Source organism: Caballeronia udeis (assembly GCF_001544555.2).
In the GTDB taxonomy this organism is placed as follows: Bacteria; Pseudomonadota; Gammaproteobacteria; order Burkholderiales; family Burkholderiaceae; genus Caballeronia; species Caballeronia udeis.
In genome coordinates this window covers 1-18,232 of sequence record NZ_FCOK02000042.1, presented here as the reverse complement: position 1 = coordinate 18,232, position 18,232 = coordinate 1, and the positions used below count along the sequence as shown (strand labels likewise).

Here is an 18,232-nt window from a genome sequence, read left to right as displayed (position 1 = left end):
ATAAAACTTCCATAGCCACGTTCGAGCCCGATTATAACTGCGCGCCCGAAGCGCTCGCAGGTGCGTCATCACTCTCAAACTGACTTCGGAGATAGTGTCGGGCTAAGCTAGATGGTCCTGGCAATGCCGTATCGAGGTGACAACATGGGTATCGCAATCGATTTGCGTCATTTCCATGAATGCGGCTGGATCAAAATCAACAATGCCGTTCCGGTTGATCTATGTGCGAGATTGGTTGATGTTCTCGAACATGAACTCAATGTTCCAATCCACGACAACAAGCGCTGGGATGAGTTCGGGGCTGACATGCAAGATCTTCTGCCGATCTGGGGTCATCAGGCGCAGTGGGATATTCGGCAATGTCCAGCGTTGCATCAGATCTGGGCAACGCTTTGGAACACCAAGGACCTTTGGGTATCGCTTGATTCGTGCCGATTCACACCGCCGTGGAAACCTGGCTATTCCGAGCCCTATGGGATTCATTGGGATCACGACCCTTGGGACGATGGCACGCATTTTCTGCAAGGCGTTCTCGCTCTGACAGATACTGCTGCTGATCAGGGTGGGTTTCGTTGCGTACCTTCCCTGCTTACGGCTCGGGAGCGTTGGCCCCGAACGCCTGGTATCGACGTTGATGGCGAGGAGAACTGGCTAGCCACGCCGAATGATGATGAGATCGTGATGGTGCCAGCGCTCACAGGTGACCTGATAATCTGGAGTTCGCGGTTACCGCACGGCAACTCGAAGAATAGGTCGTGCCTCCCGCGACTCGCCTTCTACGTCACCATGAACCCGGCGGGCGGTGATGCGTATCGGCAGGAACTCATTGAATCGTGGCGCACGGGGCGTTGTGTTTCCTGGTGGCGTGACCGCCCCGGCTACGACCGAACTGAACCGTGGCCGCCGGCTAATTTATCCACACTTGGCCGTCGACTCATTGGCCTCGAAAACTGGTAGCCGATCAAGCATTAACGAACAATCAGAAGTGCCGAGAATTTCACAGCCACTATTGCGTACTTCAATTGAGACGAGGCGGCCCGATCGGCAAGGTCAGGCCATATCACGCAATTTTCTCAACCCACTGACTCCGCCAACCCGGTGCTTCAAAAGGCTCCGAAAAATACTGGGTCTCGTGAAGGACCTTGCCGTTGCAGAACTCCATGATGCTTACCGTGTAAGCCGCTCGTCCCTGATAGGTGATGGCGTATTCCGTGATCCAGAGATTACCTTCTCCTTGAATTCGCCTGACCTCGAAACCCGACGGCTTATCTGGATGATGACTCCGCAGTGCCTGCAAATTGAATCGCCCAATGATTCGTTCACCTGATTGGGGATAGTCACAGACGGCCTCGTCATCGTAAATATCGTGTTCTGCGTCGAGATCGCCGGCCGCCGACGCCTGCCAGTGAGCATTCAGGGCTTCACGTATTTCTTCTTCCTGCATGGAGCGCCTCCTGATACCGTTCACGTCTGTCTATTCAGTACGGCGCGGAATAAACCCGGGGCTGCCGGTCTTGACGACTTCGTTGAACCTCTGCCTCGTCTGGATCCGGTTGATCTTGTCGAACGCGTCTGGCGGAAGCGCGGAGACATCGAAATTCTCGCGCGCGCGGGCCACATTCTTGGGGGTGGTAAGCAAAGCCCCGCCACGCTGGACCGCCCAGGCAAGCAGCACCTGTGCCGGCGTCTTTCCAATTCGTGCGGCGATCTGCGAGATGACCGGATCCTCAAGCGGGCCCGGCCTGATTCCGTGACCCAATGGCGCAAAGGCCAAAAACACTATCTCTCTCTCCTTGCAGAATTCCAGCAGTTCCGTTTCTGGAAGATACGGATGTGCTTCGACCTGCACCACCGCCGGCTTGATTCGTGCCGATTCATAGAGCGGCCGCAATTCGTCCAGGCCGATGTCAGACAGTCCGATGGCCCGGCATCGTCCATGGTCGACGAGATCTTCCATCGCTCCCCACGTGTCCAGCAAAGTCACGCCTTTGTCGTAGATGACATCGCCATTTTCATCGCGCGGGTCCTGCTCGTCTCCCGGTTGAAATGCAAACGGAGTGTGTATCAGATAGAGATCAAGATAGTCGAGCCTGAGCCTTTCAAGACTTGCCTCGAAAGCCGGTTCGACACGCTCGGGCCGATGATTGGAGTTCCACAATTTCGTGGTCACGAAGATCTCTTCGCGTGCGAGCCCTCCGGCACCAAGCCCTGTCCGCAGCGCCTCGCCCACCTCGCGCTCGTTCCGATATCGCTCGGCACAATCGAAGTGTCGATAACCTGCTTCCAGCGCGTCTCTGGTAGCACTGGTGGTCGTAGCTGGATCGGGGATCAGCGTGCCAAATCCGAGCGCGGGCATACGGCCGCCTCCATGATTAAGCACTAACTTTTTGCTCCGGAAATCGGAAGACTCAATCATGGCGCCACCTCCGCACTATTTCATGGCCTGCGAGGAAGGACCGACGCTTGCGCCTGCGATCGTGGCGCCAGATCCATGAACAGAAAAAACGTCAACGTACTCGAGTTGTCGAGTCGGTCAGCCGCTTCATGGCGAATTGCCGGCCAACGAATTCGTGAACTGCTTACACTGAGTCGTGAGGCCCTTCTCTCTTTGCCCGGATGGGTGTTGAATGCGCGGAAATTGATGCTGTCAAAGGGAGTCGAGTTGATCCGCAACTCACCCGCCATCGGGGTCGGACCGCGCGCCAGACCGGTCTGCTTCCCGATCAAGTGTAGCAAATGAATTGCTGGGCGGAAGCGGAGAATTCCGGCAGGGGACAACACGTAATAGACGTATTGAGATCAGATCGTCATACGCAAGATTGGAAAGAATCGTCCAGGAATGACGGTCGACTCCTTTCCGCCGATCTTTCCTGCGCCGAGCTTCAGGTAGCGGTCCGTATGACAAATTTGTGATGCATCTCACCTTCCTTTCTTTTCATGAAGAGCAAGAGGAAATAATGATACGCATCGGCTTGAACGGACCACAACCGGGCCAGATGAGGTGTCTAGAGATGCGGCACGGTGGATGCGAAGGCGTTGATCTTCATCGCGCGCTCGGACAACGCCGCCAGGCGCGGAAAGCTCTCCGCGGTGGCAACCCCGGGGAGGATAAATTGAGCGGCCGCCTGATAGCAGACAACGGCCATGATGTCGGCCTGGCTGAGCGTGTCGTTCACATACCAGCCGTCTCCGGCCTCCTCCTCAAGCATCCTGAACCCAATCATCACCTGTTCGACGAAGCCCTCTATCGCGGACTGCAGGCGGTAGTTTTCCGGCCGCAGGCTTTCGTCGTACAAGGCAGTGAGCTTCGGATAGATGGCAGTGCCGATCCCGATGAGTTGCAACGCCTTGAGACGCGGGGCGCCGGACTGCGGGATGAGAGCCTTCTCGGGTCCCACCATCTCGTGCAACATGTCAATGATGCCGCCGCTATCGATCAGGATTTCGCCGTTATCCAGAGCAAGCGCCGGCACCTTGCCCATCGGGCTGTAGCGTCGAACCGCTTCCTTGTCGGTATAAGCGTTGAGGTCGAGATGCTCGAATGGAATTCCGAGCAGCTTCATTGTGATAGCGGTCCGGCGCGTAAATCCGGAAATCCAGGGGCCCACAAGTTTCATTGTCTTCTCCATGTCATCGTTGGTTTCAAAACATCAGAACTGTTCTTTGAACGGGCGGACATCCAGTTCCTGCGTCCAGGCGGACGGGTGCTGGCAATAGAGTTGCCAATAAACCTCAGCGATCGCCGAAGTGTTGAGCATGCCGTTCTCGCCGAGCTGCTCGAAGGCGCCGGGAAACAGCGAGCGCACCCGCTCGCCATCGATCGCGCCGTCAACAATGACGTGCGCGACATGAATGCCCTGTGGTCCGAACTCGCGCGCCATGCTCTGCGAGATCATGCGCAGACCCGCCTTGCTCGCGGCGAATTGCGCAAAACCAGGCATGCCGCGAAGCGATCCCGTGGCCCCGGTGAAGAGGACGGAGCCGCGACCGAGCGGCGCGAAGCGCCGCGCCGCCTCACGGCCCACCAGGAATCCGCCGAGCGTGTTCATTCGCCAGAAGTCCTCGAACGTCGAGGCGTCCATCTGCCGAAAATCGATCTTCATATTCTTGCCGGCGTTATAGGTGACCAGGTCGGCAGGAGCGCCATCCGCGTCGTCGGCCATTGCAGCATCGAACAGCCGGATGACATCCTCTTCCTGCGTTGTGTCGACGGCATGGGCGCTCGCGCGGCCACCGTTGCGCCGGATCGTGGCTGCAACCTTCTCCACTTTTTCGAGCGTGCGGCCGGCGACCATGACGTGATGACCGTTGGCTGCGTAGCAACGGCTTATGGCCGCTCCAAGACCATCCTCTGCACCGACACCCACAACTACAGCCTTGGCAAACGACATAAAATCCTCCTATTCCTCGATGGGCGGCGGAGCCGCCCGGCTCAATCTGAAAAACAATGACGATCACAGAGTATCGGCAGGATTAGCTATTTAATTAGGTACCCTACGTATAGACTTGCCGGTCAGATCGTCAAAATGACTTTGCCAAACGGGCGGTCCTCTATCAGGTGACGCAGGGCTTCGCCCGCATCGGCGAGGGGGTAGACCCGCTCGACGATCGGCTTGACGGATTCGCCGGCGATCAGCGGGAGAATGTCCTGCCACGCCGCGGCAATCGTGACCGCTGATTGGGCGAACAGGGAGAAACCGGCCATCCGTGCGCGTTTCCAGATCAGGTCCGTCACATCAATCGTGGTTTTGCGTCCGGCCGAATAGCCTAAGGTAGTCAGGACACCGCCGTTAGCGAGGCTGCTCAGCGCCTCACTCGTTACAGTCCCGCCAATGCTCTCGATGACGATATCGACGCCCTTGCCGGTCGTAATCCGGCGAACGCCGTCCGCGAGCGCTTCCGTGGAGAGATCGATCACGTCTTCGAAGCCCAACTCGCTCGCCCTGGCGGCTTTCGCCGCACTGCCGGCCGTCGAGATCACCTTGGCCGAGCCCTGCGCCCGAGCGAGCTGATAGGTCGCGTTGCCGACCGACCCGCCGATCCCCGGAGCCAGCACCGTCATGCCGGGCTTGAATCCGGCTTGCGTCAGCGTGATCTGAGCCGTCAGGTAAGCCACTGGAAGGCTGGCCGCGACGACATCGTCGATCGAGTCGGGCACGAGCGCCAGATGTTCAGGTTTCACCAGCAGCCACTCTTGCCACGTGCCGTTCTCGGCAACGCCATAAGGCCCGGTGAACATGACGCGGCTTCCCACCGCGAGACCGGAATCGCCGGCATCCTCGATGACACCCGCGCCCTCATTGCCGAGCACCAGCGGCGCGCTGACTCGAGGATGTCCACCCGACAGGATCGTGTGATCGAGCGGCGTGACACCGGCTGCCGTGACCCGGACGAGCACCCTGTCCGTTGCCGGTTGCGGCTTGGGCAATTCGGACTGCCGCAGCCCGCCATAGCCCGAGAAAGCTTTTGCCTCGATCGCACGCATGATCATCCTCTTTTAAAGTTACAGACCTGTTACTTACTTGAACGTTACAGACAAGTCTGTTACTTTGTCAATCAGAAAATGGAAACGAGAGGAGCTTGGCGAATATGAAGGCAGAAGCCCGACCCCGTCGGGGCGCCCCGCTGAAGGGCGAAGTGAGCGCGCGCGAGCGTATCCTCGCGACGGCAAGCGAGTTGTTCTACCGCGAGGGGATCCGCGCCATCGGTGTTGACACGGTCGTCGAGCAATCCGGTGTGTCGAAGACCAGTCTTTATCGCCTGTTTGGCTCCAAGGACGATTTGATCGCCGCTTTCGCCGCCGAAAAAGATCGGTCATTCTGGGCGTGGTGGGATCGCACCGAGGAGCGGCACCCCGACGACCCGCGCGCTTTGCTAGAGGCGCTGCTGTCCGGAATAGTGGAACGGATCGGGAGACCCGCTTATCGCGGCTGCCCGTTTCTGAACCTGGTGACGGAATTTCCTGACGACAGCCATCCTGGCCGGGTCATCGCCCGGAATAACAAGGATGAAATGCGGGCCAGGCTTGCAACCATCGTTGGCAAACTGGGCGTCAAGGACCCCGACCGTACCGCGTCTCAGATCGCACTGCTCATCAACGGCGCGTACGTCACCGGCCTGATGGAAAAATCGGCTGATCTGAAGGACTACCTCGTCGACGCCGTCATGAAACTGTTGGCTTAGCATTTCGGCGAAGCAATCCGGCGACAAGTGGCGCGCTGCCTGGCCCTGTCACGCAACCAGGGGCAAGCGCAGTAGTACGAATGATCATCTACTGGAATCGGTTCTTGCCTCGAGTGCGTGGAGGACGGCTGCGATGTCGGACTGCCCGTGCCCCAACGCCTGCGTCTCACCGAATAGCGCGTAGCAGACATCCAATAGCGGCGACGCGACCCCGGCTTCCCTGGCCGCTTCCGCAATCAATCGATTAACCTCCAGCACATTGGTGATCGATCCCTGGACATCGAAGTCACGCATCACCAGCTTGAGAATTTTCACGCGTGAGATGTCGCTCGCCATCTGACCGGCGTCGACAATAGCGCGGAACTGCTGCATGTCCAGACCATGCCGTTCGGCAAAATGAGCCGCTTCCGCAAGGCCGGCGACCGTGGTCATCAGAAACAGGTTCACCGCGAGCTTCATGAGAAGCCCGCTCGGAACCGGACCGCACACAATCGCCTGCTGGCACATTGGGCCGAGCAGAGGGCGGATGCTTTCGACGGCTGCGTCTTCGCCCGCCAGCATTGCCACGAGCTGGCCGGCCTCGGCGGGCTTGCGCGAGCCCGAAACGGGCGCTTCCACATAGGTGCCGCCCACATTGCGGATGTCGGTTTCGAGTCCGCGCGAGTAGTCGGGCGAGGTTGTCCCCATGTTGACGATGGTGTGGTGCGCAACGTTCACTCTGAACTGCGACGTGCCTCGGCCGAGGGAGACGTCGATCGCGTCGCCGTCGACCAGCATCAGGAATACCACGCGAGCCCGTTCGAATATCTCGGCAGGATTCGTTGCGACGGTTGCGCTCGCCGCTCGCAAAGGCTCGCATTTGTCAACGGAGCGATTCCAGACAATAAGTGGTGTGCCTGCGCGGGCCAGATTGAGCGCCATGGGCTGTCCCATGACACCCAGGCCGATGAAACCGATGTCCATATTCACTCCTGTGCCACGGCGGTTGATGCTTGTGGCAACACGCGCTTGTAGCGACACGGCCGGACACCTTGCCGTGCAATCCCGCTTTGCGGTATCAACGCGAATGTTGATTGCGGCGCGGCACGACCATGTTGACCACGTGCACCAGCACGGCCTCGTTATCCTGGTTCAGCGTGGTCGTTCGGAGCTTGATCAGGCCCTGCTCCGGACGGGACTTTGACGGCCGCACCTCGATCACTTCGCACTCCACACGTAACTCGTCACCGGGGCGCACTGGCCGCGGCCAGCGGCACTCGTCGAGGCCGGCGCCAATGAAACCGCCCGCCGGCTTAAGGTCGCTCTCAACCATCAAGCGCATGGTCACGGCAGCCGTATGCCAGCCGCTCGCGGCCAGTCCGCCGAAAATGGAGTGACGCGCCGCCGCCTCATCGAGGTGGAACGGCTGTGGATCGAATTCGGCAGCGAACGCGAGGATCCGTTCCTTCTCCATGCGCAACCGCCCTGAACCGAACGTCTGCCCCACTGCAAAATCTTCCAGATAGCGCTCGCTCAACTGATTCATGACCCTGCCCCGGCTTTACATACTGGTTTCGAACGCGAGCGCGAAACCTTCCCCGCTCTCGACATTGACGACGTCCCGGGACCGCCTGAGAAAATCTCTTCCTTCACCCGCATGGCTAATTTCCATAAAGTGACTAAGCTGTAACTAATTTTTATAGTACGGACAGGTCTGTTACTTTGTCAAGCGAGAAATCTGGAAGGAGGGATGCGTATCGACGCGCGAAGCTGCGACCCGCCGCGCTTGCCGATATCAAGCAGGTGGGAGCCGCAGCATTTACACGCGTCGTCTCATGCCTGATCTCATGGCGTCGGTGATGACTGCCGCGAGCCGCTGAGCGGCGGTCTGCATTTGTTCGTTGCTGAATCCGCCGAATCCGAGAACCAGGCCGGGCCGGCCCTTCCCCGGCGAGAACATGGGTGATACCGCTCGTACCGCTACGCCGGCTCGCGCGGCCATTGCCACCACCTCGCGGTCATCCAGGCTTTCCTCGAGCCAGAGAACCAGATGCATGCCCTGGTCGCCGGGCTGCACCCATGCCACCTCGGGAGGCAGCAGACTGTCGATGGCGGCAATAAGCTGTGCCCGATGGTTCGCATACACATTGCGAACCCGCCTGATGTGCCGCTCGAGGTGTCCATCCGCCATGAACGCCGCGAGAACATGCTGATCCGCAGTCGGCGGATGGCGGTCCATCAGGACGCGCGCGCCGCAGAATGCATCGGACAGATCGTGCGGCGCGATGACATAACCGAGTCGCAGCGAAGGGAACAGGATCTTGCTGAACGTGCCAAGGTAGACCACCCGGTCAGGCTCCGAGCCATGCAGCGACGGGAACGGATAACCCTCGTACCGGAACTCGCTGTCGTAGTCGTCTTCGACTACCCATGCATTGTTTGTACGTGCCCATGCCAGTATCGCGCTACGTCTCGCCATGCTCAGCGGCATGCCGAGCGGATACTGATGCGACGGCGTCACGAACGCCACTTTCGCGTGCGGCGCTTGCCGGATGCCTGCGTCAACATCAATGCCCTCGTCGTCCACCGGCACCCGGATCATTGCACTGCCCCGACCGTTATTCTCGAGCGTGGCAGTGATACCGCGGTACGCAGGATCTTCCACCCACGCCTGATCCTTCGCGCCCAGCAATACCTGACTCGCGAGATACAAGCCCTGCTGCGTTCCGCTGGTGATGATGACCTGGCCTGCTTCGCAGCGCACCGACCGCGACTTGCGCGCGTAGGCAGCAATGGCTTCACGCAGCGGCAGCGCGCCTTTCGGATCGTCGTAACCGGCTGGCGCGCCCGGCCCTTTGGCACGCACACGGTTGCCAAGCCGCCGCCAGATATCGGCAGGCGCCGTCAGGCCAACGGGGACCGAGATAGCAAATGGCACCTGCGGCAAGGGGCTGAATTCGCGCGCCACCTGGGCAAAGCGCGCCGCCGGTTCAGGCAAGCTGGTCCGCGCTGGTTGCCCGCGAGCGGTGTGCGCTTTGCGAACCCGCGCTCCCGCCTCCGACAACGCCTCGGCAACGCGTGTGGCCGCCCCTCTTTGCGACTCCAGAAAGCCCTCGGCGATCAGTTGCTCGTAGGCCTCCACCACCGTCCCACGCGCAACGTTCAAGGAAGCGGCGAGCAGCCGGGTGGACGGCACAGCGTCGCCGGGCCTGATTTCTGCCCTGTGTATTGCCTCACGCAGTAGTTGCGCCAACTGGCCGGACAGGTTTCCCGCGCCTCGTTCGAGTGCGCCGAGTGCAGGAATGTCTAACACAAGGGGAGTTCGCGCCATGATTCTGGTTCAGTAAAAGTGATTCAAACTGGCTCTACAGAATAAACCAGTTTTGGTACACACTTCATACAAGACGAACACCCTTCGCACAGGTGAAGGACAGAAACCTACTGGAGCAACCATGTACGTGCCCGCCCATTTCAATGAGTCTCGCAAAGACGTGATGCACACACTCATTGCTCAAAATCCCTTTGGCAGCCTGATTACCAACGGCAAGAGCGGTCTGGACGCCAATCACATTCCGCTTGAGCTTGCAGCGGACGAAGGCGACCTGGGTGTGCTGCATGGACATGTCGCGCGGAGCAATCCCTTGTGGCAGGACGTTGCCAATGGCGACGAGGTGCTGGTCATCTTCCGCGCCGGCGATGCGTATATCTCCCCCACGTGGTACCCGAGCAAGCATGAGGCGCACAAGCAGGTGCCGACCTGGAATTACATCGTCGTTCACGCCCATGGGCGCATCACCATTCGCGACGACGAAAAATATGTGCGTGGCGTGGTCGCCCGTCTAACCCGCACGCACGAGGCCACGCTGCCTGAACCCTGGAAAATGGGTGACGCGCCGAAGGAATACATCGACACCATGCTCAAGGCGATTGTCGGTTTGCAAATCGATATCACGCGGCTAACGGGCAAGAGCAAGCTCGGCCAGAATAAGGAGGCCCGTGATATCCAGGGTGCCGGAGAGGCGCTCAAGGCACTCGACAATCGGATTGGCGATGCGATGCTTGAGTGCGCCGCGCAGAAGCAAGGATAAAGCGCCTGCTTTAGCGACACTCCGGCTAAATTCCAGACCAGGAGGACGGCCATGACTGCGCGACCGGAAGCGAAGTTCATCTTCACCGACAGCAGCACCGCCCCTTGGCAAGACTCGAAATTGGCCAAGGGCGTAGCGGTGAAAAACCTGGGCAAGGCAAATGGGCGCGCCATGCAACTCGTGCGCTTCGAGCCCGGCGCCGTCTTGCCCACTCATAACCATGAAGGACCGGAATTCATCTTCATGCTGGAAGGCGAAGCCATTCAGAACGGTCAGGTTTTGACCGCCGGCTGGGCAGGCGTGGCAGAAACAGGGTCCGCCGATGTCCTGTTCCGTAGCGACAAAGGTTGTCTGTTTCTGCTCAGCTACGCTGTATAAAACTTCGCCCAATGTTCGCAGCAAATTCCTCACTACGACTCATGCCACTTCGTTCAATCCCAAGGCCCTGGTGAGCCTCTGAAGGTTCGGCACCCTCGCGGGTTTTCCGGCCCAAGGCTCACTCCTCAACTGTCACCGGCGTTCTCTCGATCAGAGCCCTGATCAGTTCCTGGTCGGCCGGTGTCGCCGGGTTGTAGACAATCATTTGAAGATCCGGCCGCCCATCGACAGCGAAGGACGAGTATTCGAGCGAGATCGGGCCGAGCACCGGGTGGCGCAAATGCTTGACCCCATCGCCGTGGGTCTGCACCTCGTTGTCTCGCCACATCGCGGCGAACTCCGGACTTGCCCGGCACAGTTCGTCGACGAGCGGCGCCACCTCGGCCTCGGCGCCTGCGCGTGCGGCATCGATCCGGAAGGCGCCCACCACGAAGCGGGCCACGCTTGTCCAGTCGAACTGCGCGGCACGGACGCCGGGATCGCAGAACATCATGCGCAGGATATTGCGTCGTTCGGGCGGCAGGGAGCCGTAGTCGGTGAGCACGGCCGCGGCCGCGCGGTTCCAGGCAATCACGTCCCACGTCGCGGTCCTGACGATCGCCGGACTATGGGGCAACGCTTCGAGCAGACGCTGCAGTCGCGGCGTGATTGCGTCGCCACCGCGATAGCGGACTTCGGGCGGATGGCCAAGGCCAAGCAGGAACACATGTTCACGCTCGACTTCGGTCAGCATCAAAGCGCTCGCAATACGGTCCAGCACATCCGCTGACGGATTGCCGCCGCGCCCCTGCTCCAGCCATGTGTACCAGGCCGCGCTGATATTGGCGCGCTGCGCTACCTCTTCCCGACGCAGTCCCGCCGTCCGCCGCCGGCTACCGGAAAAGCCGAAGGACGCGGGATCGAGCTTCGTCCGCCTGTTCTTCAGATAATTGCCGAGCCGGTTGTCACTTTCGTTCTCGTTCGCGTGGGCCATGTGCAACCTGTTAGGAGGTATACCTGGATAACGTCACCACTTTAACAGGATGATTTTGCCACGTACATTGCTCGCTCGATCACCTGGGAGAGCATCACATGCGCGTCTTTGTCACGGGAGCCGCCGGCTTCATCGGCTGCGCGGTCGTCCGTGAACTGGTCGCGAACTGCCATCAGGTCCTCGGCCTCATCCGCTCGTAAAAGCGTGGCGATAGCTCTTCCGGCATTCGCAACAAAGACCTCAATGGCATAGGAGAATCAGGATGGCCGACACAGCAATGTCACTCGATGGAAAACGCGTGGTCGTCATTGGCGGCGCGTCAGGAATCGGCTTCGCCGTTGCCCGACTCGCGCGTGCCCAGGGTGCCGCGGTTGTTATCGCGTCGAGCCGCGAGGCAAACGTCAGCGCGGCCGTTGAGCGCCTGCAAGGTGCGACCGGGCGTGCCGTCGACGTGCGCGACGAGGCCAGCGTTGCCGGCTTCTTCGCAGCACTCGGCGCATTCGATCATCTGGCGATAACGGCCGGCGACTGGGGCGGATCGATGTTCTACGCTTCCTCGCGGGATCTGGACCTGGAGCAGGCACGAGCGCTCCTGGAGGTCCGCTTCTGGGGCGTACTCGCGGCGGTGAAGCACGGCTGCCGGACCATCGCCCAGGGGACGGCTCGATCACGCTGACGAGCGGCATGCTCACGCATCGGCCGATGAAAGGCGCGCCGTTGCCGACTGCCCTGGGGGGCGCGGCCGAATACCTGGCCCGCGCCCTCGCGATGGATCTCAGCCCGGTGAGGGTCAACGCCGTATGCCCGGGCATTGTCCTCACCGACCACGTGAAGCAGACCATGCCGGTGGCCATGCTGCAGTCGATGGTAGCCCCCCTGCCCGTGCCCCGCGGCGCGTCGCCGGAGGAGGCCGCGAAGGCCTATGTGTACCTCATGCTCAACGGCTACGCGACCGGACAGATCCTGCCGGTCGATGGCGGCGGCTTGCTGGTCTGACAGGCAAGAGTCCGGTGGCTAGGTGACCGCCTTATCGGCGTAATGAAGGAACGGTATAAGCTCACGCTACAGGTTCACGCGCGCCAAGGAAACGTATCGGAAACGCTCGATAGCGCCGACGTCCGCAGCGATGAACCATGAACCCCAAGCGCCGGCGCCAATGCCAACAGCAGCGGCAGCGAATCCCATTGAAGCCAGGGTGACCCGTAGCACGTGAACGTATGAAAACTGATATTGCCTTGCCGCATTCAAGCCGGATGGGTGCCGTCGTGGAAGTTCTCGCGGTGTTTCTCAAGCTCGGACTGACGTGCTTCGGCGGTCCCATTGCGCATCTGGGTTACTTCCGCCGGGAGTTCGTCGAGCGGCGTGGCTGGCTTGATGACGAAAGCTTCACCGATCTCGTCGGGCTCTGTCAGTTTCTTCCCGGACCCGCCAGCAGCCAGGTGGGATTTTCGATCGGTCTTTTGCGGGCAGGATGGCTCGGAGGACTCGCTGCGTGGTGCGGGTTCACGCTGCCTTCAGTCCTGCTTTTGATCGGCTTTGCCGCCATTGCTCCGAGCCTCGGCGGCCCGGTCGGTAGCGGCTTGATCCACGGCCTCAAGCTCGTCGCTGCCGCTGTTGTCGCCCAGGCAGTCTGGGACATGGCGCGGCGCCTGTGTCCAGATTACCGCCGCGCTGGCATCGCGCTAATCGCCGTCGCGGTACTCGGCATTCTGAGCACCGTTTATGCGCAGCTCATCGTTATCGGCCTTGGTGCTGTGCTTGGGCTTGTGTTGTGCCGGACCACGACATCGACAGACACCGCTCGCATATCGCAGCACACCCACGAGTTCCGCGTGTCCCGCACGGTGGGCGCTATCGCCCTGATCATCTTCTGTGTCTTGTTGTTTGGGCTTCCGGCGCTCGTCGCACTCCACGCGGATCCGGCCGTCAGGGTCCTTGAAGCGTTCTATCGTTCGGGCGCGCTGGTGTTTGGCGGCGGTCACGTTGTGCTGCCGCTTCTTCAGCAGCAGACCGTTACGGCCGGCCTGGTCTCGTCGAACGACTTTCTCGCAGGATATGGCGCCGCGCAAGCGGTCCCGGGGCCGCTCTTTACGTTCGCCGCATTTCTCGGCTGGATGATGGCGGAAGCGCCGAACCACTGGACCGGTGCGCTGCTGGCCACCGTGGGGATTTTCCTGCCGGGTCTCCTGCTCGTGCTCGCGGCGCTGCCCTACTGGCAAGCTCTGCGCGCCCGCCCGTCCATGACCGCGCTGCTTGCAGGAGTCAATGCCGCTGTTGTCGGACTACTGGCCAGCGCACTCTACTCACCGGTCTGGACCAGCGCGGTTCTCTCCAAGCTCGACTTTGCCGTCGCAGTCATCGGCTTTTTCCTGCTGACACGGTGGCGACTCCCGCCTCTTGCCGTCGTCGTGCTCAGCGCGCTGGCCGGCATTGCCGAAGCGGCCCTGCACTGAGCGACGATTCCCGCGCGCCTCAAGCGCGCGAGCTGGGACTTCGCCCCTTGCGCGGCTTCATGACAGAGAGGGCGCCATCGGAGCGTTCGCCTGCAAATACGCCCATAGCCTCTGTGCAACGGGACCGTGCGCCCCGTCGCTGCGCCGAGCGGCAACCACCGTTTCCGCGCGGCCGGGGAAGTACCGGCCCGCAATGGACTTGAGCTCGCCGCTACGTATTTCTCCATTGATCAGAAAGTCCGGCAGATGTCCCCATGCAAGGCCCTGCAGAATGACATCCTTCTTCATGAACTGCTCCGCAACCGTGATCTGGTGCGCCCCCTCGATGACCAAAAAATGCTCGTCACGTGGCACGCGAGCCGAATCCCGCATGACGCATTGGGTGTAGTCACGTAGATGTTCCGGGCGCACTGTCGTGGCCGTCGACACCGGCAGCAAGCCCGGAGCGACCACGGGAATCAGCCGGACCTTGCAAAGCGCAATCCACTCCAGAAACGGGTCCGTCGTGTCGACGCGGTGAATCATCAGGTCGGCATCGCGAGCCCTGAGGCGTTCGATAGGACCACCAACCGTTTCGAAATGCAGATGCAGCCGCGTGTTCGGACACGTCTCGAAGAAGCGCGCGAGTAGCCTGAGCACTGCCGGGCGGGGGCACAGATCGCCCAACACCACATGCAGCTCGCTCTCTTCACCCATGGCCAGTTGCGCCGCGTATTGACGCAGACCCTCGGCTTCGCACAGGAGCGTTTGCATGCGTTCATGGAATGACCGCCCTGCATCGCTTAGTTTGACGCGGTAGCTCCCGCGATCGAGCAGACTCAGACCTGCCTGGCTTTCGAGCCTCGCCACCGCAGCGAACACCGCCGGATGGGATCGATGCAAGGCGGCCGCGGCAGCCTGGAAACTGCCCGTGCGGATGACAGCATCGAAGCATTTCAGATCATGCAGGGCGAAATCGTTCATGTCATTTTTTCTGACAAAGAGTATCCGAATTTTGTAATTTTATCGGAACACGACGTTGTCCATACTCTACGCCATGAACCTGCGCCGTAATGACGTGCGGCCAACCGGACCGTGCGACGCGGCGTTTCTTTTGCGAGAGCCCTATGGACAATTTCTCCTACTTCACGACATCAGACGGCGTAAGCATTGCCTACCGGATAGATGGCCACGACAACAAGCCGGTGCTGGTGCTGTCCAATTCAATCGGTACGACACTGCGTATGTGGGACGGGCAAGTTGTCGAACTGGGCCGTCATTTCTCGGTGCTGCGCTATGACGCCCGCGGACATGGTGCGTCGAGCGTTCCTGCGGGGCCGTATTCCCTTGCGCGGCTGGGACACGACGTTCTCGAGCTGATGGATACGCTCGGCATCGGGCAAGCGCATTTCCTGGGACTCTCGCTGGGAGGCATTGTCGGGCAGTGGCTGGGCATACACGCGCCGGCACGGATCGACCGGCTCGTTCTCAGCAATACAGCGCCCTATCTTGGACCTGCGGACAGGTTTGATGCGCCAATCGCCCAGGCTCTCCAGGCCGACGACATGACCGCTACGGCCGAGACGTTCCTGCACAACTGGTTTCCGGCGAGTATGTTTGAGGCGTGCGATCCGGTGATGGAGACATTCCGTACGATGCTGCTCACGACTAACCGCCATGGTCTGGTCGGTTCGTGGCGCGCCGTGCAGGATACCGACATGCGGCAGGATGTTGCGTGCATCACGCGGCCGACGCTGGTGATCGCGGGCGAGCACGATACGGTCACGGCAGCGAGTTACAGCGTGCAGATGGCGGAGACGATCCCGGGCGCAAGGTTGTTGGTGCTGCCAGCGGTACATCTCTCCAACGTCGAGTTTCCGCTTGAGTTCGTCGACGCAGTCGTGAAGTTCTTGTTATCACCCGGAGCTTGACGCCCAGGAGGCTCCATCAGGAAGGCTGCGCCCGGCGGCCAAACATGCGCCGCGTCAGGTCGACCGCCACCAGATTGCCGGCTACCACCAGCACCAGCCCGACCACCGCCAATGCGGACCACCGATAGCCTTCGAACACGGTCGACGCCGCCAAGGCCACGATCGGAAACAGCACGGTGCAATAAGCTGCCCGTTCCGGCCCGATCCGCCCAACCAGCATCAGATACGCCGTAAAGCCGATCACCGAACCGAACACGGCCAGGTAGACGAGCGCGCCCAGATAACGCGCGTCTGGCTCGATGGCGAAGGAAAAGCCGGCCAGCGCGCTGCCTATCGTCAGGACGCCGGCGCCGATCAGCATGGCCCAGCTATTGGTGGCGAACGGGTGCAGGCCCATCGACTGCATCCGGCTCGACAACAGGTTGCCGGCGGAGAAGCACAAGGTGCCGAGGAACGCGATCGCGAGGCCGAACCACGCAGTGTGGTCGCCGAGATGCCCGGCCATCTGTTGAACGAACAGGCAGACGATGCCGACCAGGCCCAGCGCCGCGCCGGCAATCGCGGTGGGCTGCAAGGGGCGGCCCATGAACAGGCGTCCGTTGATCGAGTTCAAAAGCGGCGCGGTCGAAAACACCACCGCCACGAGTCCGCTCGGCACGACCTGTTCGGCGTAGTAAAAGCACAGGAAGTTGACGCAAAACAGCGCCAGTCCCTGCGCGGCCAGGTAGCGCCATGCGGCGCGCGGCGGCCAGATCGGACGACGCATCAGACGCAGCAGCGCGAACAGCACCAGCGCGGCGATCCAGAACCGCCACGCAATCGATACCGGCGGGGGCACCGACCCGAGCTGCCATTTGATCGCAATCCACGTGGTGCCCCAGATCAGGACGGTAACGGCATAGAGCAACATATTCATGGCACGGCCTGCAGCATAAAAACGGAACCTCAACTATGCGGCAGCAGGCCCTGCCGCACTTGTCCAGGATTGCGCTCTTCCTGGCGGCGCCAAGCCACCGCCCGTGGCTCGCCGTATACTGTGGTTACCCAGTCATCAGCTTCATCCCGCCAGTCCCGTGAACCCCAGACCGCCCGCCCCCGTGATGGACTCCACCGAAACGCCGTTCGGCCTTCATTCGGTCTGTCACACGCTGAGCAGCGCCAACGCGAATCTTGACCGGTTTGCGTGGCTCGGCGATCAGTTGGCCCGCGGTGTGGACGCGCGACACCGAAGAAGCCGAGACCATCTATGACCGACCCGGCCACCACACGCTCTCGTGTTATCTGGACGGCGGCTATCGCACCGAACGTCAGAAAATGCCCGGCCGCTACGGCGCGCCGGCGCGGCTCTGCGCGCTTCCCGGCGATCACGAATCGCGCTGGTGGGTCCGCGGCCACATGCATTTCATGCATCTGTACTTCCTGCCCGAACACTTCACCCAACGCGCGGTGCAGGAGCTCGATCGCGAGCCTCGCGAACTGACGCTAGCCGATCGCACCTATTTCGAAGACGCCCGCATTGCGAGCCTTTGTCAAACCCTCGCCAACGAAGACTGGCAGGACCCCGGCGGCCTGCTGCGTTCCAATGAAACCGCGCATCAGGTGTTGAGCCTGCTGCTACGCGCCCAAGGCGTGCGCCGGACTGATGCCTCACTCAAGGGCGGTTTGTCGGTTGCGACGCGGCGGCGCCTGCGCGATTACATCGAAAACCATCTCGGGCAAACGCTCACACTCGGTGAACTGGCGGGCGTCGCGGCGTTGTCGGAGTTTCACCTCGCGCGCATGTTCCATACATCGTTCGGACTCCCGCCCGCTGCGTGGATCGCGCAACGGAGGCTCCAACGCGCGCGCACGCTGCTGCGTACCACCGCGCTGTCGCTCACGCAGGTCGCCGAACAATGCGGTTATGCAAACGCCAGCCATTTCAGCCACCGTTTTCGCGAAAGCATCGGGGTTGCGCCGAGCGCGTATCGGCAAGCCGTCGGCGCTTGATGGCTGCCGCGTGTGTGGCGCCTACGGGTTTTCCCGATCTCAATCCATGTCGATACCCGCGTCGCCGAATCGTCGTGGGTATGTTCAACCTCCCCACTGAAAGGCGATCACACCATGACTACCGGAACCGTCCGTCTTCATCGCGTCTTGCGCGCTACTCCCGAACGCATCTACCGCGCCTTCCTCGAATCCGATGCACTAGCCCGAACTTTGACTCGATCACAAACATAAGCCATTGATTTCACGCTGTTATGCGTGCGAGCGCAGGATAGCTACTGG

18 protein-coding genes and 4 pseudogenes are annotated in these 18,232 nt (G+C 61.0%); 10 read left to right on the top strand and 12 right to left on the bottom strand.

Going from position 1 to position 18,232, the window contains the following annotated elements; genetic code table 11:
- Positions 1 to 144 precede the first annotated feature (144 nt).
- Entirely contained in the window at positions 145 to 957 is an 813-nt protein-coding gene (locus AWB69_RS26070) for a phytanoyl-CoA dioxygenase family protein (RefSeq protein WP_062089717.1), read from the top strand.
- Between the two features lie 103 nt (positions 958 to 1,060).
- On the opposite strand, the gene AWB69_RS26065 is transcribed toward AWB69_RS26070, so the two are convergent.
- The 6 genes and pseudogenes from AWB69_RS26065 to AWB69_RS26045 all read right to left on the bottom strand — a co-directional run bounded on the left by AWB69_RS26065 (position 1,061) and on the right by AWB69_RS26045 (position 5,485).
- On the bottom strand, positions 1,061 to 1,444 hold the full coding sequence (locus AWB69_RS26065) for a nuclear transport factor 2-like protein (RefSeq protein WP_062089716.1): 384 nt from the start codon (positions 1,442 to 1,444) through the stop codon (positions 1,061 to 1,063).
- Positions 1,445 to 1,474: 30 nt separating this feature from the next.
- Positions 1,475 to 2,416, bottom strand: a complete 942-nt coding sequence (locus AWB69_RS26060; protein ID WP_062089715.1) for an aldo/keto reductase — start codon at positions 2,414 to 2,416, stop codon at positions 1,475 to 1,477.
- Between the two features lie 383 nt (positions 2,417 to 2,799).
- Positions 2,800 to 2,889 (bottom strand): annotated as a pseudogene (locus AWB69_RS49615) (GNAT family N-acetyltransferase); the annotation flags it as partial.
- Positions 2,890 to 3,005: 116 nt separating this feature from the next.
- On the bottom strand, positions 3,006 to 3,617 hold the full coding sequence (locus AWB69_RS26055) for a glutathione S-transferase family protein (RefSeq protein ID WP_062089714.1): 612 nt from the start codon (positions 3,615 to 3,617) through the stop codon (positions 3,006 to 3,008).
- Positions 3,618 to 3,650: 33 nt separating this feature from the next.
- Positions 3,651 to 4,391, bottom strand: a complete 741-nt coding sequence (locus tag AWB69_RS26050; protein WP_062089713.1) for an SDR family NAD(P)-dependent oxidoreductase — start codon at positions 4,389 to 4,391, stop codon at positions 3,651 to 3,653.
- A gap of 122 nt (positions 4,392 to 4,513) precedes the next feature.
- The gene (locus AWB69_RS26045) at positions 4,514 to 5,485 is read right to left on the bottom strand and encodes a quinone oxidoreductase family protein (protein ID WP_063977913.1); all 972 of its coding nucleotides are present in this window, start codon (positions 5,483 to 5,485) and stop codon (positions 4,514 to 4,516) included.
- A 104-nt stretch (positions 5,486 to 5,589) separates the two neighbouring features.
- Between AWB69_RS26045 and AWB69_RS26040 the strand changes: the two genes are divergently transcribed.
- Positions 5,590 to 6,183 carry a TetR/AcrR family transcriptional regulator gene (locus AWB69_RS26040; protein WP_062089712.1) on the top strand — a complete coding sequence of 198 codons (594 nt, stop codon included), beginning with the start codon at positions 5,590 to 5,592 and terminating at the stop codon, positions 6,181 to 6,183.
- Positions 6,184 to 6,267: 84 nt separating this feature from the next.
- On the opposite strand, the gene AWB69_RS26035 is transcribed toward AWB69_RS26040, so the two are convergent.
- From AWB69_RS26035 to pdxR, 3 genes are all read right to left on the bottom strand, one after another.
- Positions 6,268 to 7,146, bottom strand: a complete 879-nt coding sequence (locus AWB69_RS26035) for an NAD(P)-dependent oxidoreductase (RefSeq protein ID WP_062089711.1) — start codon at positions 7,144 to 7,146, stop codon at positions 6,268 to 6,270.
- A gap of 94 nt (positions 7,147 to 7,240) precedes the next feature.
- On the bottom strand, positions 7,241 to 7,708 hold the full coding sequence (locus tag AWB69_RS26030; protein ID WP_062089710.1) for a MaoC family dehydratase: 468 nt from the start codon (positions 7,706 to 7,708) through the stop codon (positions 7,241 to 7,243).
- Positions 7,709 to 7,981: 273 nt separating this feature from the next.
- Positions 7,982 to 9,493 (bottom strand): MocR-like pyridoxine biosynthesis transcription factor PdxR, encoded by a 1,512-nt coding sequence (gene pdxR, locus AWB69_RS26025; protein ID WP_062089709.1) that lies wholly within the window; start codon positions 9,491 to 9,493, stop codon positions 7,982 to 7,984.
- 121 nt (positions 9,494 to 9,614) lie between these two features.
- On the opposite strand from pdxR, the gene AWB69_RS26020 reads away from it, so the two are divergent.
- Positions 9,615 to 10,250, top strand: a complete 636-nt coding sequence (locus tag AWB69_RS26020) for an FMN-binding negative transcriptional regulator (RefSeq protein ID WP_062089708.1) — start codon at positions 9,615 to 9,617, stop codon at positions 10,248 to 10,250.
- A 51-nt stretch (positions 10,251 to 10,301) separates the two neighbouring features.
- The gene (locus AWB69_RS26015; RefSeq protein WP_062089707.1) at positions 10,302 to 10,628 is read left to right on the top strand and encodes a cupin domain-containing protein; all 327 of its coding nucleotides are present in this window, start codon (positions 10,302 to 10,304) and stop codon (positions 10,626 to 10,628) included.
- A 118-nt stretch (positions 10,629 to 10,746) separates the two neighbouring features.
- On the opposite strand, the gene AWB69_RS26010 is transcribed toward AWB69_RS26015, so the two are convergent.
- Positions 10,747 to 11,601 (bottom strand): helix-turn-helix transcriptional regulator, encoded by an 855-nt coding sequence (locus tag AWB69_RS26010; protein WP_062089706.1) that lies wholly within the window; start codon positions 11,599 to 11,601, stop codon positions 10,747 to 10,749.
- Between the two features lie 98 nt (positions 11,602 to 11,699).
- Between AWB69_RS26010 and AWB69_RS47990 the strand changes: the two genes are divergently transcribed.
- The 3 genes and pseudogenes from AWB69_RS47990 (at position 11,700) to chrA (ending at position 14,054) form a co-directional block, all read left to right on the top strand.
- Complete coding sequence (locus AWB69_RS47990; protein ID WP_156528975.1) at positions 11,700 to 11,801, top strand: NAD-dependent epimerase/dehydratase family protein; 102 nt, start codon at positions 11,700 to 11,702, stop codon at positions 11,799 to 11,801.
- A gap of 95 nt (positions 11,802 to 11,896) precedes the next feature.
- A pseudogene (locus AWB69_RS50855) lies at positions 11,897 to 12,597 on the top strand (SDR family oxidoreductase); the annotation flags it as partial.
- Between the two features lie 221 nt (positions 12,598 to 12,818).
- A complete protein-coding gene (gene chrA / locus AWB69_RS26000) occupies positions 12,819 to 14,054 on the top strand; it encodes a chromate efflux transporter (protein ID WP_062089703.1) in 1,236 nt (411 codons plus the stop codon).
- A 57-nt stretch (positions 14,055 to 14,111) separates the two neighbouring features.
- Here chrA and AWB69_RS25995 read toward each other — a convergent pair whose 3' ends face one another.
- A complete protein-coding gene (locus AWB69_RS25995; RefSeq protein WP_062089702.1) occupies positions 14,112 to 15,017 on the bottom strand; it encodes a LysR family transcriptional regulator in 906 nt (301 codons plus the stop codon).
- Between the two features lie 143 nt (positions 15,018 to 15,160).
- Here AWB69_RS25995 and AWB69_RS25990 point away from each other — a divergent pair, with 143 nt between their 5' ends.
- Positions 15,161 to 15,964 carry an alpha/beta fold hydrolase gene (locus AWB69_RS25990; protein ID WP_062089701.1) on the top strand — a complete coding sequence of 268 codons (804 nt, stop codon included), beginning with the start codon at positions 15,161 to 15,163 and terminating at the stop codon, positions 15,962 to 15,964.
- Positions 15,965 to 15,980: 16 nt separating this feature from the next.
- On the opposite strand, the gene AWB69_RS25985 is transcribed toward AWB69_RS25990, so the two are convergent.
- Positions 15,981 to 16,880, bottom strand: a complete 900-nt coding sequence (locus AWB69_RS25985; protein WP_062089700.1) for a DMT family transporter — start codon at positions 16,878 to 16,880, stop codon at positions 15,981 to 15,983.
- A 184-nt stretch (positions 16,881 to 17,064) separates the two neighbouring features.
- Between AWB69_RS25985 and AWB69_RS25980 the strand changes: the two are divergent.
- Both AWB69_RS25980 and AWB69_RS49610 read left to right on the top strand, forming a co-directional pair.
- Positions 17,065 to 17,953 (top strand): annotated as a pseudogene (locus AWB69_RS25980) (helix-turn-helix domain-containing protein).
- Between the two features lie 114 nt (positions 17,954 to 18,067).
- Positions 18,068 to 18,166 (top strand): annotated as a pseudogene (locus AWB69_RS49610) (polyketide cyclase); the annotation flags it as partial.
- Positions 18,167 to 18,232: the final 66 nt, after the last annotated feature.